Source organism: Streptococcus mitis (genome assembly GCF_946188615.1).
Lineage (GTDB): Bacteria > Bacillota > Bacilli > Lactobacillales > Streptococcaceae > Streptococcus > Streptococcus mitis_BZ.
The window spans coordinates 244,511-263,825 of sequence record NZ_CAMHVK010000003.1; the positions used below are offsets into that span (position 1 = coordinate 244,511).

Consider the following 19,315-nt stretch of genomic DNA (forward strand, 5'->3'; position numbering starts at 1 on the left):
TTTATTTCTTTCTTATAGGTAAAATTTTTCAAAAATAAACTGAAAGATAATCATCCATATAAGGTTCAAAATCATTGATGGTACTAAACTATAGACTATAAATAAAGACATACTATCCACAGTTAAACCTACCACTAATGCAAGTATATAAGCTCCCATCTCAAATAGAAAAGTCATGACAATAATTGCCAACATTCTCGTCCAACGATTCAATAAAATAACACTATTAAATTTATGGAGAAATACTCCCAACAAGACGAACAACAAAGTCGCAATCCCTATCAAGTGGAAAAAGTAAATGTCATAAACCAAACCCACTACAAAACAATAAGCTAAATAGAGATACTCTGATACTTCTATCGTCTCAAATAAGAGAAATAAAAACAGAAAATGACTAGCCAAATGTACATGGGGGAAAAATGAGCCCAGAAGCTGGCTAATATGGGCGTCAATTAGAACAAAGAAAGGAAGCAATAAAAACACTCCAACCCGCTTCAACTGTCTCATTATGAATTCCCCACTAATTCTATCACATCCACATTATGAGTATCTGCACTTAATTTAACAGTTACTTCTCGTGTCAAGTAGTCCGTACTATGCGTTGTGGCAACCACTTCACCAACAGGAATATCAGCAACGTTAAAGTTTCCTAATCCACCAGTGGTCACCTTATCTCCTGCACTAATATCGCTACTACTATTTAATTGACTAATTTTTAGAACTTCATTTTCCTTGTCATAGCCAACAATAATTCCATAAATTGTAGTAGAACCATGTTGAATTTTAACAGAAATCTTATCAGCATTTTCCGTATTTGTCAGAAGGTTGACCATGGTAGAGTTCTCCTCTACTTTTGAGACACTCCCAATCAAGCCACCATTTGCAATTGCTAACATATTCTCAGAAGCCCCTTTTGATTTGCCTGCATCTAAGGTCAACTCCTGCTTCCAAGATACCGGAGATCGCATAATAACATCTGCTGCCAAAGTCTTTGTAGCTTGCAATTTGGACTTCATATCAAGCAATTGGCGCAGTTGTTCATTTTCCATCTTTAAACTTTCCGCCTCATTTGATTTAACTTCTAATTGGTAAATCTGTTTCTTCAAACTTTCATTTTCATTATATGTTCGTGTCAAATGAGCCAAATCTGATTTGACAGAATCAAACCATTGAAAAGGTTTTTGAACAACCCTATCAACCAATGAGATTCCATCTCCTAATCTTGTCACAATTATACTTGAATAAGTCGTCGCTAAGAGAGCTGACACAAGCAGAACAGTGACAAAAACAATAATGACATATTTTGATTTTTTAAAACGGTTCATATCCCTACCTTTATATCAAAAACTGTTACAGTAACTTTTTATCAATTCCTGAAAGCTACTAAGATTTTAAGAAAAATAAGCAACAACCAAGTATGATAATAACAAGAATGGTCAGCGTATCCTTTCGAGTCCATTTCAGTTGTCGGTATTGACTTCTGCCTTTTCCACCCTGATACCCACGCGCTTCCATAGCGATAGCCAAGGAATCCGCACGTTTTAAACTTGTCGCAAAAAGAGGAATCAAAATGGGAATCATAGCCTTCACCTTTTGAACAATACTTCCTTCTCCAAAATCCACTCCACGCGCTTTCTGTGCATTCATAATCCGCGTCGTATCATCCATCAAGGTTGGGACAAAACGCAAACTCATAGACAGCATCAAACCGATTTCATGAACTGGAACTTTCACACGCTTTAAAGGCGCTAACAAAGCTTCGACAGCTGATGCCAAACTTAAGGGCATGGTCGTTAAGGTTAACAAAGTTGAAAAGAAAATAATCAATACAAAGCGACAAAAGATAATTCCAGCTTGTTGCAAAGCATAATCCGTAATTCTCACAAACGAAAACTCAAACAAAACATTCCCATTAGAAATGAAAAACAATTGAAAGATAGTTGTGAAGGCAATCAAGAAAAACATAGATTTCAAGCCCTGAATAAAAAATGAAAGAGATACTCCTGACAAAGCAATAAATATCCCTGTCGCTATAAAAAGAATTAGATTCGTCAAGGGATTATTAGCCCAAAAAACGATCAAAATCAGTAGCATCATAGCCAGCAATTTGCTACGTGGATCCAATCGGTGAACTATCGAATCCCCTGGGATATAACGCCCCAAAATCACACTATCCATTTAGCGACTCCTTGAACTCATCTATCTTAATCGGTAATCGTTTAAATGACACGCCTCTATCAGCCAATCGTTTACAAAAGGATGTAATTTTAGGTACTCCCAACTGCACTTCTTCCATAAAGACAACATCTTGAAAGACATCACTTGGTTTACCACCCTTAACTAAACGTCCCTTTTCCATTACATAGACTTGATTTGCATATTCAGCAACATCATCCATCAAATGCGTTACCAAGACAATGGTCATCCCTGACTGATGGAGTTTTTTGAACAGGTTCATCAACTCTTTTCTTCCCAGAGGATCCAGGCCTGCTGTGGGTTCATCTAAGACTAATATAGCTGGCTCCATGGCAAGCATGCCTGCAATGGCGACACGTCTCATTTGTCCACCTGATAGCTCAAACGGACTACGATTAAAAAGTGATTCATCAATTCCAACCAGAGCCAGTTTCTCACGAGCAATCTGCTCCGCATCTTCTTCAGAAACTCCAAAATTTTGTGGTCCAAAAGCAACGTCTTTCAATACTGTTTCTTCAAAAATCTGATTTTCAGCAAACTGAAATACCAAGCCAACCTGTTTTCTAATTTGACGAATATCTTTATTTTTAGAAGTCGAGGTGATTAAGGTATCAAAAACCCGCACACTCCCTTGACTTGGCACCAATAAACCATTTAAGAGTTGTAAAATAGTTGATTTACCACTACCTGTGTGTCCAATTAAAGCCGTATAAGAACCATCTTCAATCGTCAAAGAAACATCTGACAAAGCTGTTGAAGCTAAGGGAGTCCCTTCTTGATACGTAAAACTCACATTTTCTAGAGCAATTCCCATAGTTTATCCTCTAGCTCACTTTCTGTCAAATAATTTTCAGGCAAATCATAGCCATTCTGGCTCAAAGAATGTTTTAATTGATTAGCAAAAGGATCGTCTAATCCAATTTGATCCAAATCATTTCGAGAGAAAAGCTCCCTTGGACTACTAGTTGATTCAATTGACCCTTTTTTCATGACCAACACACGATCACTCATGGCAACTTCTTCCAAATCATGTGTAATGGAAATGACCGTCATATCATAGTCTTTTCGAATTCCTTTTACTGTATCAATCAGTTCTCTACGCCCCTCAGGATCCAACATACTCGTTGCTTCATCTAGGATTAAAATAGCTGGTCTTAGGGCTACAACACCTGCAATAGCCACACGTTGCTTTTGGCCACCTGATAGACGTGCTGGCTCTCTCTTTTTAAAGTCCAACATGCCAACCAAATCCAGAGCTTCTTCCACTCTCTTTTTCATTTCAGGACGAGAAAGTCCCTGATTTTCCAAACCAAAGGCAACATCATCTTCAACAGTCGCTCCAACAAATTGATTGTCTGGATTTTGAAAAACCATACCGATTTGACGACGTATATTCCAAACATTTTCCTCAGTCAGCCGTTGGCCATCAATTACAATCTCTCCGGATTCTGCTTCCAGTAAGCCATCAATTAAGCGAACCGTCGTTGATTTACCACTACCATTATGCCCTACAATCGAAAGCCATTCTCCACGTTTCACGTGAAACGTAATATCCTTCACATCGTAATATTCCTGACTTTCCTTATGGCGAAAAGAAAGATTTTTTACATCAATTACTGATTTCATTTCGAACCAAATGTCCCTTTAAATACATAGGCACTACCCTTGAAATAATCATAGCCAGAGTAGATAGTGAAAAACAAGGCTACATAAAGTAGAACTTGACCAAGCAAAGTCCAATGTAATAGCAAGAAAATAATGGCAAACATCTGACTAAAAGTTTTAATTTTTCCAGGCATTGCTGCTGCTAAAACTGTTCCACCAGTTTCAACTAATAAAAGTCTTAAACCTGTCACAGCCAACTCACGACAGATAATCACTGCAACAATCCAAGCTGGAGCCATACCTAACTCAATCAGCATAATAAAAGCAGACATAACTAGTAGCTTATCCGCCATAGGATCTGCAAATTTGCCAAAATTACTGACCACATTCCATTTACGAGCTAAATATCCATCTAAATAATCTGTAATACTAGCAGTAGCAAAGATAATAGCTGCTACTATATGACTCCCTATCGAATTTCCTACTGTTAAAATAAAGATAAAAATAGGTATAAAGAGAATTCGACCTATTGTTAAGAGATTTGGAATTTGTTCTTTTTTCATTCGTTTTTCCTTAATTTTTAGTAAAGGTTACAGTGATTTTTCCAGTCTGAGCTGTTAATTTCGATAAGTCAACAGTCTGATTATCTACTGTTAAAGCAACACCTTTGACAACACCTAAGGTAATGGTCACAGGATTTTTTGTTGAAACTGTTGTTTCCGCACTTTTATTATCCGGTGATAAGGTCACACCACCCTCAAGCTCACTTTCTGAAACACTAATCCAACTTCTAGCATCTGAGACTGATAATTGTAATTTTGCAGTTTCCTTGCTCGTTTTATAAGCAACTTCTACTCTATTTCCTTCACCTGATACCGTTATAGCTGGTTCCATATTCGAAGAACTACTAGATGAGCTACTGCTTGAAGATGGAGTTACAGAACTAGTCGAGCTTGTTGCTTGGACCACACTATAACTAGACGCAGATGAACGCTCCGGTTGAGTCTGGAGATAATTCCAAACATAATAAGTCACAAAAATGACAATCGATAGTGCAAAGAGTATAAAATAAAATAAAGGTAAAAATGATGTCCTATTTTTCTTACTTGAGCGTCTCCTACCTGTCAACTCGTCTTCATCAACATCTACTTCTTCATAAGTAATCATGCTCCCAGAATCATAAGCATCCAAGACAATTCGCTCATCTAGCTCAACTGCCCACGCATACTTTCTCAAAAAAGAACGAGTATAAAATGGACTAGGAAGTTGATCAAAATCATCAGCTTCCATCGCTTCCAACATATCCAACTGAATTTCTGTTTTTTTGTGTAATTCTTCTAAAGTCAACCCTTGGTTGGTTCTAGCTAAACGTAAAACCTCACCAATTGTTTTTTTCCTCATACTTGTCATTCCTTCTTTCTAGTATCGATTATGATAGGTTACTACGATGGGAATATTGTAAAATCAACTATATCACCATCATCTATTAAATGATGTCCAGCATCAAGGACATCCTCTAAAGTAATTTCCTGTAAAATTTTTGGCAAATCAAAAATTGTCTCACCATTTTCAAAAGCATCATATTGCGTTGCAATAAATTCAAGAGAGTTCATGCTACTGAAAAATTCTCCAAACATCTCTCTTTTAATAATATCTAAATGATCCTCTGTAATATCTAAATCCTTTGTAAAATTACGAATAGCCTTCCTAAACTGATGAGATAAAGCAACTGGCTCTTTTGTATCCATTGTCAACATGACAAAATGAAAGCGACTTGTTACTTCAACTTCCAGAGATAAGGATGCGGCAATTTTACCTGATTCATATAATTTCTGAAAACGATCCGAAGTCCAACCAAACATCATTGCAAACAATAATTTTAATAAAATATGATGTCGATAGCAATCCGCTTCAGCAACTTCTTGTTTACCTCTAACACCAATCGCTAGTTTGGGAGAAGATACTTCCATCCTCATGCTGTCTGTTTGCTTTACAGGTTGTAAAACAAACTTTTCTCTTGCTAGTTCCTGAACATCTAAATCCTCCAGTTCTTTTCTTTCAAAATAATCCTGTACCTGATCCACATCAAAATTACCAACTAAAAACAGAGACATGTTTACAGGTTTGTAAAATCTTGTAAAATTTTCTTGCAAATTAGTTAGATTGATTTGGGAAATTGACTCCTCACTTCCAACTATATCAGTTGCTAAAGGTGTACCAGGATACAAATTCGCTAAAGTTGAAAAGAATAAACACGAATCCGGATCATCTTGATACATTTCTCGTTCTTGCTGGATAATATCCTGCTCTCTTAAAATGGAATCTTCAGTAAAATGTGCTGATGTTACCAATTCATCAAGTAAGTCTAAATTTTCTAAAAAATGATCCGTTGCTGAAAAAAGATAGCTTGTTTTTGTAAAGCTTGTAAAGGCATTACTATCTGCACCTAGACTCGTGAAAGCCGACATCAAATCGCTAGCATTTTCTCTCTCAAACAATTTATGTTCAAGAAAATGAGCAATTCCCGCAGGATATTGTTTTACATATCCGTCAACTTCTGTGACAAGCGTATCTACCGAACCAAACTGTACAGTTACACTCCCGTAAACCTCTTTAAATTCCTTTTTAGGTAGAAGAGCTACTATCAATCCGTTGGCCAAACGAGTTCGATAAACCATTTCTTTTACAGCTGGATAGTATTTTTCTTCAAAAACAACCTTTGTCATTCTATTCCTTCCATAAAGTAAATCGCTTGTAGTTTCACATTACTAGCTGCTTTACAAATAGCATCTTTGTCAACTTGCTCGAGTTTTGCAATCCAACTTTTAAAGTCTGCTGAAGATTTTCCAAGTAAGGCATTTTGATAAGCACGTTCAATCAATGAAGATTGATTATCTTGAGAAAGCAACAAAGATCGACGAATCATTTCCTTGGTCTGCTCTAATTCAAGCTCTGTAAAATATCCTTTTTTTAAATCAAGCAGTTGATTATTCATCATTTTACGAGCCTGGTTCCGATTTTCTCGATCGATACCAGCATACATCCTCAAGAACCCACTAAATAAATCAAGCTGACTTGAAATAGTATAAGCCAATCCAGCATTTTCACGGACATTTGTAAATAGTTTAGAGTGAGCAAATCCACCCAGTAAACCATTCATTACAATCATGGATAAATGTTGCTCATCACCATATTCAACAGGACAATGATAACCTAATTCCAAAATGGATTGTCCCACATTTTTCCGAACCATACCTTCCTGAAGGATATTGGAATAAGGTTGACAATACTGAACCTTCACATCTCCTTTTCGACCTTTAAAGCCAAATGATTCTAATACATTTTGAATTTCAACCTCATTAAAATCACCTAGGAAAAAGAAATCTATTCGATCATTGGCCAAAAATTCTTTGAAACAAGAATAAGAATTTTGTGGAGTTTCAGCTAAAATACGATTTCGTAAATCACTATATTCCAATTGGAGACGTTCATCATGAAAAAACAATTTATCCAATTCTTTATGTGCAAAATAAAAAGAATCATCCATATCAGCTGCTAAACTTGCTAGCAATTGTTTTTTCTCAATTTCAAATAAGGCCGGATCAAACCCATTATCAACTACTACGGGTGAAAAAAGAGTTTCTTTTACTAGTTCCAAAACCTGAGAAGTTAGCACATTTTTCCTACTTAAAAACTCATCACGAACATAGGTAAATGTCAATTCTACAATATGACTTTGCCCTCTTCTAAAACAATTGGTTGACATATCTGTACCATATAGACTGGCCAAGTGTCTTCTCAAAGCTTGAGAAGTGGAGTACATCTGGTTGGACGTTTCTAGCATACTCGCACTCAACATGCGACCTGCAATCGTATCGAGGGATAATGGAGAGGTAAAACGCACGGTAATTTTGTTCGTTTTAAACTTCTTTGATTGGATAAAATGTGTTGAAATTCCATACACTAACTCCATGATTTACCTCCTTATATACAGACTTCTATTATATCACGAAAACCTGAAATTTTCTTGTTCTCTGTAACACTTTTGAAATAAAAATCGCTTACATTACTCCTTGTTTCTCTCACTATTTTTAGGAAAATATGGTATAATACCAAAGATTGAGGTGAATTATGGAATACAAATTATTTGAAGAATTTATTACCCTCCAAGCACTACTCAAAGAACTTGGAATTACACATAGCGGAGGAGCTATCAAATCATTTCTCTCTGAACATTCTGTTTACTTTAATGGGGAATTAGAGAGTCGTCGTGGTAAAAAACTTCGTATTGGTGATAAAGTTGACATCCCTGACATGAATATTGACATCTTGTTGACACAACCTACTTCTGAAGAACAAGATGAATACCAAGCTGATAAAGTTGAAAAAGAACGAATCGCTAAACTTGTTAAGGAGATGAATAAAGGAGTAAAAAAAGACAAATCAAAACCTACTTCATCACCCAAAAGCAAACAAGCTCCGCGATTCCCTGGTAGATAATCATGTGGCTACAACACCTATCTCTCAAAACTTTTCGTAACTACAAAGAGACGAAAATAGACTTTAATCCTAAATTAAATATCTTTTTAGGACGTAATGCGCAAGGTAAAACAAATATGTTAGAGGCTATCTATTTTTTAGCCTTAACACGCAGTCATCGAACTCGAACAGATAAAAATCTCATTCATTTTGATGAGGAACAACTTCATCTTTCAGGTCTCGTTCAGAAAAAAACTGGATCCATTCCTCTAGAAATCGAACTAACACAAAAAGGCCGTGTGACAAAAGTTAATCACTTAAAACAGGCACGACTTTCAGATTATGTCGGACACATGAATGTTGTCTTATTTGCTCCTGAAGATTTACAACTAATTAAAGGAGCACCTTCAGTTCGACGAAAATTCATTGATATGGAGCTTGGACAAATTAAGCCCATCTATCTATCAGACTTAACCAATTATAACCACATCCTAAAACAAAGAAACACTTATCTAAAATCAGCTCAAAAAATAGATGAAACCTTCCTTTCAGTCTTAGATGATCAGCTAATCGATTATGGATGTCGTGTAATGAATCACCGCTTAGATTTCATAAAAAAACTAGAATATTTTGGCCGTAAGAAACATTTTGAACTCTCTAATCAGATTGAAGAGTTGTCAATATCCTATCAATCTTCTGTCAAGCTAACTGACAAAGAAGGCTTATCCGAATCTTTCAAAATTGCTTTAGAAAAAAGTAGATCCAGAGATTTATTTAAAAAGAATACTGGTGTCGGTCCTCATCGAGATGACATTTCTTTTTATATAAATGGGATGGATGCTAGTTTTGGAAGTCAAGGTCAACATCGTAGTCTCGTCCTCTCTATAAAATTAGCAGAAATCGAGTTAATGGAAAGTATTACTACAGAATCTCCGATATTATTGCTTGACGATGTTATGAGCGAACTTGACAACACTCGACAACTAAAATTATTAGAAACAATTTCTCATTCAATCCAAACCTTTATCACAACAACCAGCTTAGATCATCTTCAAAATCTGCCAGAAAATCTAAGTATCTTCACTATTCAGGATGGTAAAGTTACTGTAAATGAAAATTGACAACATTGTAAAAGAACTCCTGTTTTTACTGGAGTTCTTTTCATTGTTTTTTTACATAGAATAATTTGGTGCCTCATTAGTAATTTGTACATCATGAGGATGGCTCTCTTTCAAACCAGCACCAGACATTTCAATAAATTGAGCATTATCGTGTAGTTCTTTAAGGTTAGCTGCACCACAATAACCCATACCAGAGCGAATACCACCAATCATTTGGAAGACAATGTCAGCTGCAGCTCCTTTATAAGCAACACGACCTTCAATTCCTTCTGGAACAAGTTTGTTTGCTTCATTGACAGAACCTTGGAAGTAACGATCGCTTGAACCTTTTTTCATAGCAGCAATTGATCCCATACCACGGTAAGTCTTGAACTTACGTCCTTGGAAGATTTCAGTCTCACCTGGAGCTTCATCAGTTCCAGCAAACATTGATCCAAGCATAACAGCATTTCCACCTGCAGCAAGGGCTTTTACGATATCTCCAGAATACTTGATTCCACCGTCAGCAATGATCGTTTTACCATATTCACGCGCAACAGCTGCAGCATCGTAGATAGCTGTTACTTGCGGAACACCAACACCAGCAATCACACGAGTAGTACAGATTGAACCTGGTCCAATCCCAACCTTGACAACATCTACACCTGCTTCGTAAAGTGCGCGCGCTCCCTCAGCAGTTGCAATATTTCCAGCAATCAAAGTACGATCTGGGAAGTGAGCACGAATCTCAGCAATTTTACGCAAGACACCTGCAGAATGACCATGTGCAGTATCAATAACAATCGCATCCGCTCCTGCTTCAAAAAGAGCCTCTGCACGTTCAAATGTATCTGAAGTAACACCTACTGCACCTGCAACTAATAGACGACCAAACTCATCTTTAGCAGCATTTGGAAACTCAATAACTTTTTCAATATCTTTGATAGTAATCAAACCAGAAAGACGACCTTCTTCATCTACTAAAGGAAGTTTCTCAATACGGTGCTCTTGAAGAATACTCTCAGCTGTTGCAAGATCTGTACCCACAGGAGCAGTAACAAGATTTTCACTAGTCATATGATTTGAGATTGGTTGGTTATAATCTGAAATAAAACGAAGATCTCGGTTTGTCAAAATACCAACCAATTTACGATTTTCAAGTGTTTCAACAACTGGAACACCACTGATGCGGTAACGCCCCATAAGCTCATCTGCTTCAGCAATTGTATGTTCAGGCGTCAAGAAGAACGGATCAATAATAACTCCATTTTCAGAACGTTTTACCTTACGAACCTCGTCTGCTTGTTGAGCAATTGACATGTTTTTATGGATAACTCCGAGACCACCTGCACGAGCAATAGCAATGGCCATTTGACTCTCTGTAACTGTGTCCATGGCAGCGGTAATAATTGGGATATTTAAAGTCAAATTATCTGCCAATTTAGTTGTTAAATCAGCATCGTTAGGCAACACATGACTTTCAGCTGGAATAAGCAATACATCATCAAAGGTAAAACCTTTTTTCAAAAATTTAGTGTCCCAATTAGACATTCGAAGTTTCCTCTTTTCTTTCTTTTTGAGCTTGACTCTTTTTATATTGTATCTATCATACCATTCTATAAAAATTTGTCAAATGTTACAGGGGTAAATAAAAAACTATCTTTTCTTCTAGATAGAAATGATAGTTTCTTGTAAAATAAACTTAGTTAAAGTAATGGAGTCCCATTGCTCCTTTAACCTCAGATAGGGTTTGACCTGCAACTTCACGCGCTCTTTCACTACCTTTTTGAAGCATATTATAAACTTCTCCCATATCCTTAGCAAATTCGATACGGCGCTCACGAATAGGACCAAGTTCACGTTCTAATATTTCAAGTAGATAACGCTTGGTCTTCACATCACCAAGACCACCTCGTTGATAATGTTCTTTCATGTCAGCAATTTCTTGAGCATCTTCTAGACGACCAAAAACATCTAGATAATGGAAAACCATATTTCCTTCAATTTTACCTGGATCCTCAACGCGGATATGATTTGGATCTGTATACATACTCATTACTTTTTTACGCAAAGTATCCGCATCATCAGCTAAATAAATACCATTATTGAGTGATTTAGACATTTTAGCATTCCCATCTAAACCAGGCAAACGCCCTGCTCTCTCATTTTCTGGATAAATACCTTCCGGTTCTACCAAGACATCACAGTTATATGCATTGTTAAAAGAACGAACAATTTCACGAGTCTGCTCAATCATTGGTTTCTGATCTGTCCCAACAGGAACATAGTTGGCCTTAAAGGCTGTGATGTCAGCTGCTTGTGCAATTGGATAAACCAAAAATCCTGTTGGAATGCTTTCTCCAAATCCCTTCTGAGCAATTTCTGTCTTGACAGTTGGATTGCGCTCCAAACGTGCTAATGACACTAAATTCATATAATACATAGACAACTCAGCCAACTCTGGAATCTGGCTTTGAATAAAAATAGTTGACTTACTTGGATCCAATCCAACTGCAAGGTAATCCAAAGCCACATTTCCGATAGACTCTACAATGGTTTGAGGGTCTTTAGCATGATCTGTCAAGGCTTGTTGGTCAGCCAAGAACACAAACATATCATACTTATCCTCTTCCTGTAATAATACTCGATTTTTGAGACTTCCAACATAATGTCCAATATGCAATTTTCCTGTTGGACGGTCTCCTGTTAAAATAATGGGTTTAGTCATTTTGTTCTCCTTCGATATAGTCCCTTCAATTATAGCATTTTTTTAATGAAATAACCGTAATTTATCAAAATAAATCAGCCTTGCTATTTACGGATTTGTGTAAAGTATGCTGTAAATTTAATTTACACAAAATTGACAGATAAAAATTTGAATATTTCCGTATTTTCTAGTAGAATAAATATATTACATATATAGGAGAAAAACATTGCTTACAGTATCTGATGTTTCACTACGTTTTAGTGATCGCAAACTTTTTGATGATGTCAATATCAAATTTACAGAAGGAAATACTTACGGATTGATCGGTGCTAATGGTGCCGGAAAATCAACCTTTTTAAAAATTTTAGCTGGAGATATCGAACCTACTACTGGTCACATCTCTCTTGGTCCAGATGAACGTCTCTCTGTTCTTCGTCAAAATCACTTTGACTATGAAGATGAACGTGCCATTGATGTTGTTATCATGGGAAATGAAAAACTTTATAGCATCATGAAAGAGAAAGATGCCATCTACATGAAGGAAGATTTCTCAGACGAAGATGGAGTGCGTGCTGCAGAACTTGAAGGAGAGTTTGCCGAGCTTGGAGGATGGGAAGCAGAAAGTGAAGCCTCTCAACTCCTTCAAAACCTAAATATCCCAGAAGAATTGCACTATCAAAATATGAGCGAATTGGCCAACGGTGAAAAAGTAAAGGTTCTCCTCGCCAAAGCACTTTTTGGTAAACCAGATGTCCTTCTTTTGGACGAGCCGACCAATGGTTTGGATATCCAATCAATTACATGGCTAGAAGACTTCTTGATTGATTTTGATAACACCGTTATCGTAGTATCACACGACCGTCACTTCTTAAACAAAGTATGTACTCACATGGCCGACCTTGACTTCGGAAAAATCAAACTCTATGTCGGAAACTATGACTTCTGGAAGGAATCTTCTGAACTCGCTGCTAAATTGCTAGCAGACCGTAATGCTAAAGCAGAAGAAAAAATTAAACAATTGCAAGAATTCGTTGCTCGTTTCTCTGCTAATGCTTCTAAATCAAGGCAAGCAACATCACGTAAGAAAATGCTTGATAAGATTGAACTTGAAGAAATTGTACCATCTAGTCGTAAATATCCATTTATCAACTTTAAAGCGGAACGTGAGATTGGTAATGATCTCTTGACAGTAGAAAATCTAACTGTAAAGATTGATGGTGAGACTATTTTAGATAATATCAGCTTTATCTTGCGTCCAGGTGATAAGACAGCGCTTATTGGACAAAATGACATCCAAACGACTGCATTAATTCGTGCAATCATGGGGGACATTGACTATGAAGGAACTGTCAAGTGGGGAGTAACTACTAGCCGTTCTTACTTGCCAAAAGATAACTCGGCAGATTTTGCAGGAGGAGAGTCAATCCTTGACTGGTTGCGTCAATTCGCAAGTAAAGAAGAAGATGACAATACTTTCCTACGTGGCTTCCTCGGCCGTATGCTCTTCTCTGGAGATGAGGTTAACAAACCTGTAAATGTCTTGTCAGGGGGAGAAAAAGTTCGTGTCATGCTTTCAAAACTCATGCTCTTAAAATCAAATGTCCTTGTCCTCGATGATCCAACCAATCACTTGGACTTGGAATCTATCTCAAGCTTGAATGATGGATTGAAAAACTTTAAAGAATCAATCATCTTTGCCAGCCATGACCACGAGTTTATTCAAACTCTAGCCAACCATATCATTGTCTTGTCTAAAAATGGCGTCATTGACCGTATCGATGAAACCTATGATGAATTCCTAGAGAATGCAGAAGTACAAGCAAAAGTTAAAGAACTTTGGAAAGACTAAAAAAATTCAAAACTCAGTTGGGTTAACCAGCTGAGTTTTCTAACATTTTATGAGGTAACATGAAATTATTTTTTAAAACATATTGGACCTATTTTGTTTCTTTCATCATTCCCATAATCATTATGATAGGAGTATATCTATCTCAAGGTATCTACTGGAATAGCGATACATCTCCACTATTAGGAGATGGGTTTCATCAATACGTTATTTTTGATATAGCTCTAAGAAATATCCTACACGGAAATGGTAGTTTGTTCTACACCTTTACAAGTGGCCTCGGATTGAATTTCTATGCCCTATCTAGTTATTACTTGGGTAGTTTCCTTTCACCACTAGTTTACTTTTTTGATCTAACTAATATGCCAGATGCTGTCTATCTGACAACTCTCTTAAAATTTGGATTGATTGGACTGTCAACTTACTTTAGTTTAAATAAATTATTTCAATCGATTCCTAATCCTTTAAAACTAGCTTTATCTACTTCCTATGCTCTGATGAGTTTCACTGTCAGTCAATTAGAGATAAAAACCTGGCTAGATGTTTTTATCTTGATTCCTTTAATTATAACTGGTTTACAGATACTCATCACTAAAAAGAAATTCCTATTGTACTTTACAAGTCTGTCAATCTTATTTATCCAAAACTATTATTTTGGCTATATGACAGCATTGTTTCTTATTTTCTGGTATCTCTGTCAAATTTCTTGGGACTTTAAAACCCGAAAATCATCTTTTCTTGATTTCATAATCACCTCTGTTTTAGCTGGTATGGCTAGTTTGATTCTGATTCTTCCTACTCTGTTTGATTTACAGACACATGGGGAAAAATTGACTGAAGTTACAAAGTTTCAAACTGAAAGTAGCTGGTATCTTGATCTTTTTGCTAAGCAATTCATCGGTTCCTTTGATACAACAAAGTATGGGGCCATCCCAATGATTTTTGTTGGACTACTTCCCTTTATTTTGACCATTTTATTTTTTACGCTGAAATCTATTAAGTTTCATGTGAAACTTATCTATGCAATCTTCTTTACATTTCTAATTGCAAGCTTTTATATTGAAGTTCTTGATTTATTTTGGCAAGGCATGCATACTCCAAACATGTTTTTACATCGCTATGCTTGGATTTTCTCTACCTTGTTAATTTACACAGCAGCGGAAGTCTTAAATCGTCTGAAAGAAATTAAAATCTGGAATTTTTTAGTTTCGCTTTTTCTTATAGTAACAGGATTTTTAGCTACCATCTATCTAAAATCGCATTATTCTTTTTTAACAGATTTGAATATTCTGCTTACTCTTGAATTTTTGGTTGTCTATTCGCTTTTACTCCTTGCAGTTATCAAAAAGTTTATCTCTGTAAATCTATTTGCCATTCTAATCTCTTTATTTATAATGGTTGAAATGAGTTTAAATGCTTCATCTCAAATGGACGGAATTGCTAAAGAATGGGGTTTTGCTTCTCGAAGTTCATATAATCGAGATATCCCAGCTATGGAATCTTTCTCAACAGATATTGGAAATCAATTTACTCGTACTGAAAAACTACAAACTCAGACAGGAAATGACAGTATGAAATTCAACTACAATGGAATCTCTCAATTTTCATCTGTTCGAAATCGTTCAGCAAGCTCTACTTTGGATAAACTCGGGTTTAAATCCTCTGGGACTAATCTCAATCTCCGCTATGCAAATAATAGTATTTTGGCTGATAGTTTATTTGGTATCCAGTACAATATCTCAGACAGTCCTATTGATAAGTATGGTTTTAAAGATATCTATCAAAAAGATAATCTTACCCTATATGAAAATCAATACTCTCTTCCGATTGCATTTGCTAGTCAATCTGTTTACAATGATGTCAAGTTCAATGAACATACCTTGGATAATCAGGCCTCATTTTTAAATCAACTTGCTAACGTCAATTTTGATTATTTTTCTCCAATCCCTTATGACAAAACAGAAAATACTGATGATTTGATTAGTGTTACAAGTTCTTCAAATGAGGATGCAGCAATCCAGTATCAAATTGAAGTACCAGAAAACAGCCAAGTTTATCTTTCTTTCACAAATCTTCACTTTTCTAATGATAAACAAAAGAAAGTTGACATCCTTGTAAATGGTGAAAAAAAGACTTTTACAACTGATAATATCTTCTCCTTCTTTAATCTAGGCTATACAAAAGAGAAAAAAACTTTCAATATCAATGTTAGTTTCCCTGGAAATTCACAAGTATCATTTGAATCTCCTACCTTCTATCGTTTAGATACCCAAACTTTAACTGAGGCAATTCAAAAAATTAAAGAACAGCCTGTAACAGTATCAACTTCTAAAAACAAGGTTTTTGCTACATATGATGTCCAACAAGATACATCTATTTTCTTCACCATTCCTTATGACAAAGGTTGGTCTGCCTACCAAGATGATAAGAAAATAGAAATTAAACAAGCTCAAACTGGATTTATGAAAGTTGATGTTCCCAAGGGAAAAGGAACTATTACACTTTCCTTTATTCCCAATGGTTTTATTACTGGATCAATCTGTTCCTTTACTTCACTTTTACTATTTGGAATTTATAATCACAAACGAAAGTCATCTAAGACATAAAAAAATCGACCAATTAATCGGTCGATTTTTTTAATCTTCTTCCATTTTCTTAGGTTGATAGGCTAGCATACCTAAACCAATAAATAGGGCTAATATCACGACAAGGTAAACGACTTGATGATGAATATTTCCTGTCATAGAGATTGTTTGTCGTAATCCCGAAACTGAATAACTCATTGGTAACCAGGGATTAATAGCTCTAAAGAAATCATTTGTCAAAGCAAGCGGGTAAGTACCTGCACTTGATGCTAACTGTAATAAAAGCAAAATAAGAGAAAAGAAAGCTCCTATACGGCTATTCCATGTTGTTAAAGCGGTCACCATGGACATGAATACTAAACTTGTTAGGATAATGAGAATAAATGTTCTCATCTCATGATTAGCCGTTAGACCAATAAGATGAACTCCTCCATATACCAAAATTCCTGCCAAAACAGCTATAATACCATTTATTTCTGCTCGAGATTTCAACCAAGCCCAACGACTCTCTGGATGACGTCCTGAAGGCAACTTCGCAAAGATCATATTCGTTGATATTGCTGCAACAAAAAGAGCAACTGATATCATATAAGGAGCCATTGCGATTCCATTTACAGGAACTTGATCATTGTCTGTTTTGGAAAGATTGAGAGGATTTGACAAAATCTCTGCATTTTGAGATTCCGTAGATTCTGATTTGAGCTGATCACTAGCATTACCTAGTCCTTGTCCTAAAGAAGCAACTCCTGTCTGTAAACCTTCCAAGCCAGAAGTTAACTTTGTTCCACCTTCTGCTAGTTTCCCAGCTCCATTTGCCAATTTATTAGCTCCACTTTCTAATTGAGAAGCACCTGAAATTAACTGACTGGATTTGTCAGCTAGTTGGCTAGAGCCTGATTGCAATTTATCAACTCCTGCTATCAATTCTTGACTCTTTTGATTCAATTGGTTAGAGCCAGTTGATAATTTTTCAATACCAGACACTAATTCTGGAGTTTTTTCAACTAATTGACCAACTCCTGCTGTCAAGTTAGAAGATTTTTGTGTCAAGGTAGTTGAGCCTGAAACTAATTGGTCCAAACTACCTGTCAAGGTGGAATTCTTTTCACTTAGTTGACTTGCGCCTTGAGAAACTTTATCAACACCTGCAGTATATGCATTTACACCTGATGTAATAGACTGACTGGCAGGAACTAATTTGCTAGCAACAGCTCCTTGTATCTCTGTTAATCCACTTGACAATTCTGTCAAAGAACTAGAAGCGATAGGTAATACTTGATTAGCTTGATTTTTTAAAGTCGAAAGATTAAAAGACTGATTTTGTAAGTTTTCCAAACTTCCCTGTAAACCTTGAGCTAAAGCTACAATTGACTGAGCCGATTGAATACTATCAGTCGAATTTTGAGATACAGAAGCGCTTATCTCAGCTTGTTGCTCACTTGTCAATGATTGATAAGCTGCTGTCGATTGAATATTGGCTAATGTAGTCGCTTTATCAGACTGAACACTTGCTAACATTTGATTAGAAAGAGATACTATACTTGATAAAACAGAATCTAATTGTTTTGTATCTCCAACATCAATATTTTGAATAGCTTGATTTAACTGATTCAAACCAGAAGATAATTTATTAATTTGATCTTTTTGCTCAGACGAAGTATCTAACTTGCTAGAAAGTTGTTGAATCCCTTCACTTAATTGCTCCACACCCATTCGAAGTGTAGCTGATTGATTAGATAACTGATTAGCACCTGTTGCAAGATTTCCCACTCCATTTGTATAGGCACTAACACCAGATGAAAATTGATTAAGACCAGCATTGAGCTTAGAAACACCGCCAGTATAAGATTCTACACCAGTATATAATTGATTAATTCCCCTCACTAATTCAGGGCTTTTAGAAGATAATTGACCTAACCCACTATCTAATTGACTCACTGCACCAGTATATGTAACTAAACCACTATTAAAATTCCCTAAGCCAAGATGAAGTTGTTCAACACCAGAGACATAAGAGGATAATCCTTTAGTAAACTGCTCCGTTCCATTTGAAAATGTTAAACTTGAAGCTGCTAAAGAGTTTAGGTTAATAGTTAATGTTTGACTTCCTGCCACTAACTGATTCGCTCCATCAGTTAGTTTTTCACTTCCAGAAGCTGCTTGACTCATACCATCCTTTAAATCGACCATTTTGTTGAATAAAGCTTTAGTATAGGTCTCGGTTACATTGGTAGAAACACTCTGCTTTAATTGTGTCATTGCAGAATCACTCATCTTGCTGGCAATAAAGCTATGACCACTTGAAGTCTGATAATCGATTTGCATTTGCTCAGGGTGATCCGTTAAAATAGAAGCTGCTTTTTCAGACAAGTCACTTGGCAAAGTGACTACCATATAATAATCACCGTTTTCTAGACCCTTCTTACCTTCTTCTTCATCTACAAAATGAAAATCCAATGATTTATTTTGCTCTAAATTAGACACCATGTCTTTTCCTATAGACATGCTATTACCATTATAAGAGGCCTCTTTATCATTATTGACAACTGCCACAGGTAAGTCAGACACTTGACCATATGGATCCCACATTGAGGATAAAAATATGATATTGTACAGAGCGGGAATAAGAGAAATTCCTATCATGACAATAATAAAGGTTGGTTTTTTAAAAATTGCTTTCCATTCTTTAAACATAGTTTCTCCTTTTTTAAACATATTGTCTAAAATTTTGATATAATAGATTATACATTAAAAAATCTAAATTACAAGATAAAAAATCAATTTTTAGACACATAGT

Annotated in this window: 16 protein-coding genes; 4 read left to right on the forward strand and 12 right to left on the reverse strand. The window is 36.0% G+C overall.

The window, feature by feature from the left end; genetic code table 11:
• Positions 1–12 precede the first annotated feature (12 nt).
• From mreD to yfmF, 9 genes are read right to left on the reverse strand one after another with little or no spacing between them, the layout of a single operon-like run.
• Positions 13–507: a rod shape-determining protein MreD gene (gene mreD / locus OCF95_RS04630; RefSeq protein WP_001249446.1), complete on the reverse strand. Its 495-nt coding sequence runs from the start codon at positions 505–507 to the stop codon at positions 13–15.
• Positions 507–1,325, reverse strand: a complete 819-nt coding sequence (gene mreC, locus OCF95_RS04635; RefSeq protein WP_237447126.1) for a rod shape-determining protein MreC — start codon at positions 1,323–1,325, stop codon at positions 507–509. Before mreC ends, mreD begins: the two co-directional genes overlap by 1 nt.
• A gap of 58 nt (positions 1,326–1,383) precedes the next feature.
• The gene (locus tag OCF95_RS04640) at positions 1,384–2,178 is read right to left on the reverse strand and encodes an energy-coupling factor transporter transmembrane component T family protein (RefSeq protein WP_237447125.1); all 795 of its coding nucleotides are present in this window, start codon (positions 2,176–2,178) and stop codon (positions 1,384–1,386) included.
• Positions 2,171–3,010, reverse strand: a complete 840-nt coding sequence (locus tag OCF95_RS04645; protein WP_237447124.1) for an energy-coupling factor transporter ATPase — start codon at positions 3,008–3,010, stop codon at positions 2,171–2,173. Before OCF95_RS04645 ends, OCF95_RS04640 begins: the two co-directional genes overlap by 8 nt.
• Positions 2,995–3,822 (reverse strand): energy-coupling factor ABC transporter ATP-binding protein, encoded by an 828-nt coding sequence (locus tag OCF95_RS04650; RefSeq protein WP_237447123.1) that lies wholly within the window; start codon positions 3,820–3,822, stop codon positions 2,995–2,997. Before OCF95_RS04650 ends, OCF95_RS04645 begins: the two co-directional genes overlap by 16 nt.
• Positions 3,819–4,364, reverse strand: coding sequence for a CDP-diacylglycerol--glycerol-3-phosphate 3-phosphatidyltransferase (gene pgsA, locus OCF95_RS04655; RefSeq protein ID WP_237447122.1), 546 nt, complete (start codon positions 4,362–4,364; stop codon positions 3,819–3,821). The genes OCF95_RS04650 and pgsA overlap by 4 nt, the downstream gene beginning before the upstream one ends.
• A 10-nt stretch (positions 4,365–4,374) precedes the next feature.
• A complete protein-coding gene (gene rodZ, locus OCF95_RS04660) occupies positions 4,375–5,202 on the reverse strand; it encodes a cytoskeleton protein RodZ (RefSeq protein ID WP_237447121.1) in 828 nt (275 codons plus the stop codon).
• A gap of 41 nt (positions 5,203–5,243) precedes the next feature.
• Positions 5,244–6,527 (reverse strand): EF-P 5-aminopentanol modification-associated protein YfmH, encoded by a 1,284-nt coding sequence (gene yfmH / locus OCF95_RS04665; protein ID WP_237447120.1) that lies wholly within the window; start codon positions 6,525–6,527, stop codon positions 5,244–5,246.
• The gene (yfmF, locus tag OCF95_RS04670) at positions 6,524–7,774 is read right to left on the reverse strand and encodes an EF-P 5-aminopentanol modification-associated protein YfmF (RefSeq protein ID WP_237447119.1); all 1,251 of its coding nucleotides are present in this window, start codon (positions 7,772–7,774) and stop codon (positions 6,524–6,526) included. Before yfmF ends, yfmH begins: the two co-directional genes overlap by 4 nt.
• A 158-nt stretch (positions 7,775–7,932) precedes the next feature.
• Between yfmF and yaaA the strand changes: the two genes are divergently transcribed.
• Positions 7,933–8,301, forward strand: a complete 369-nt coding sequence (gene yaaA / locus OCF95_RS04675) for a S4 domain-containing protein YaaA (protein ID WP_000455897.1) — start codon at positions 7,933–7,935, stop codon at positions 8,299–8,301.
• A 2-nt stretch (positions 8,302–8,303) separates the two neighbouring features.
• A complete protein-coding gene (recF, locus tag OCF95_RS04680) occupies positions 8,304–9,401 on the forward strand; it encodes a DNA replication/repair protein RecF (protein ID WP_078238557.1) in 1,098 nt (365 codons plus the stop codon).
• A gap of 51 nt (positions 9,402–9,452) precedes the next feature.
• On the opposite strand, the gene guaB is transcribed toward recF, so the two are convergent.
• On the reverse strand, positions 9,453–10,931 hold the full coding sequence (gene guaB / locus OCF95_RS04685) for an IMP dehydrogenase (RefSeq protein WP_000073418.1): 1,479 nt from the start codon (positions 10,929–10,931) through the stop codon (positions 9,453–9,455).
• A gap of 151 nt (positions 10,932–11,082) precedes the next feature.
• On the reverse strand, positions 11,083–12,108 hold the full coding sequence (gene trpS / locus OCF95_RS04690; RefSeq protein WP_020902301.1) for a tryptophan--tRNA ligase: 1,026 nt from the start codon (positions 12,106–12,108) through the stop codon (positions 11,083–11,085).
• Positions 12,109–12,313: 205 nt separating this feature from the next.
• Here trpS and OCF95_RS04695 point away from each other — a divergent pair, with 205 nt between their 5' ends.
• Positions 12,314–13,936, forward strand: a complete 1,623-nt coding sequence (locus OCF95_RS04695; protein ID WP_000958774.1) for an ATP-binding cassette domain-containing protein — start codon at positions 12,314–12,316, stop codon at positions 13,934–13,936.
• 59 nt (positions 13,937–13,995) lie between these two features.
• Complete coding sequence (locus OCF95_RS04700; RefSeq protein WP_049499089.1) at positions 13,996–16,539, forward strand: YfhO family protein; 2,544 nt, start codon at positions 13,996–13,998, stop codon at positions 16,537–16,539.
• 30 nt (positions 16,540–16,569) lie between these two features.
• On the opposite strand, the gene OCF95_RS04705 is transcribed toward OCF95_RS04700, so the two are convergent.
• Positions 16,570–19,212, reverse strand: a complete 2,643-nt coding sequence (locus tag OCF95_RS04705) for a YhgE/Pip domain-containing protein (protein ID WP_261104996.1) — start codon at positions 19,210–19,212, stop codon at positions 16,570–16,572.
• Positions 19,213–19,315 lie beyond the last annotated feature (103 nt).

Coding starts and splice junctions, on each gene's coding strand:
- OCF95_RS04700 (WP_049499089.1), top strand. CDS start 13,996: ATGAAATTATTTTTTAAAACATATTGGACCTATTTTGTTTCTTTCATC.
- OCF95_RS04650 (WP_237447123.1), bottom strand. CDS start 3,822: ATGAAATCAGTAATTGATGTAAAAAATCTTTCTTTTCGCCATAAGGAA.
- OCF95_RS04705 (WP_261104996.1), bottom strand. CDS start 19,212: ATGTTTAAAGAATGGAAAGCAATTTTTAAAAAACCAACCTTTATTATT.
- recF (WP_078238557.1), top strand. CDS start 8,304: ATGTGGCTACAACACCTATCTCTCAAAACTTTTCGTAACTACAAAGAG.
- yaaA (WP_000455897.1), top strand. CDS start 7,933: ATGGAATACAAATTATTTGAAGAATTTATTACCCTCCAAGCACTACTC.
- mreD (WP_001249446.1), bottom strand. CDS start 507: ATGAGACAGTTGAAGCGGGTTGGAGTGTTTTTATTGCTTCCTTTCTTT.
- guaB (WP_000073418.1), bottom strand. CDS start 10,931: ATGTCTAATTGGGACACTAAATTTTTGAAAAAAGGTTTTACCTTTGAT.
- OCF95_RS04645 (WP_237447124.1), bottom strand. CDS start 3,010: ATGGGAATTGCTCTAGAAAATGTGAGTTTTACGTATCAAGAAGGGACT.
- OCF95_RS04640 (WP_237447125.1), bottom strand. CDS start 2,178: ATGGATAGTGTGATTTTGGGGCGTTATATCCCAGGGGATTCGATAGTT.
- yfmH (WP_237447120.1), bottom strand. CDS start 6,527: ATGACAAAGGTTGTTTTTGAAGAAAAATACTATCCAGCTGTAAAAGAA.
- yfmF (WP_237447119.1), bottom strand. CDS start 7,774: ATGGAGTTAGTGTATGGAATTTCAACACATTTTATCCAATCAAAGAAG.
- pgsA (WP_237447122.1), bottom strand. CDS start 4,364: ATGAAAAAAGAACAAATTCCAAATCTCTTAACAATAGGTCGAATTCTC.
- mreC (WP_237447126.1), bottom strand. CDS start 1,325: ATGAACCGTTTTAAAAAATCAAAATATGTCATTATTGTTTTTGTCACT.
- rodZ (WP_237447121.1), bottom strand. CDS start 5,202: ATGAGGAAAAAAACAATTGGTGAGGTTTTACGTTTAGCTAGAACCAAC.
- trpS (WP_020902301.1), bottom strand. CDS start 12,108: ATGACTAAACCCATTATTTTAACAGGAGACCGTCCAACAGGAAAATTG.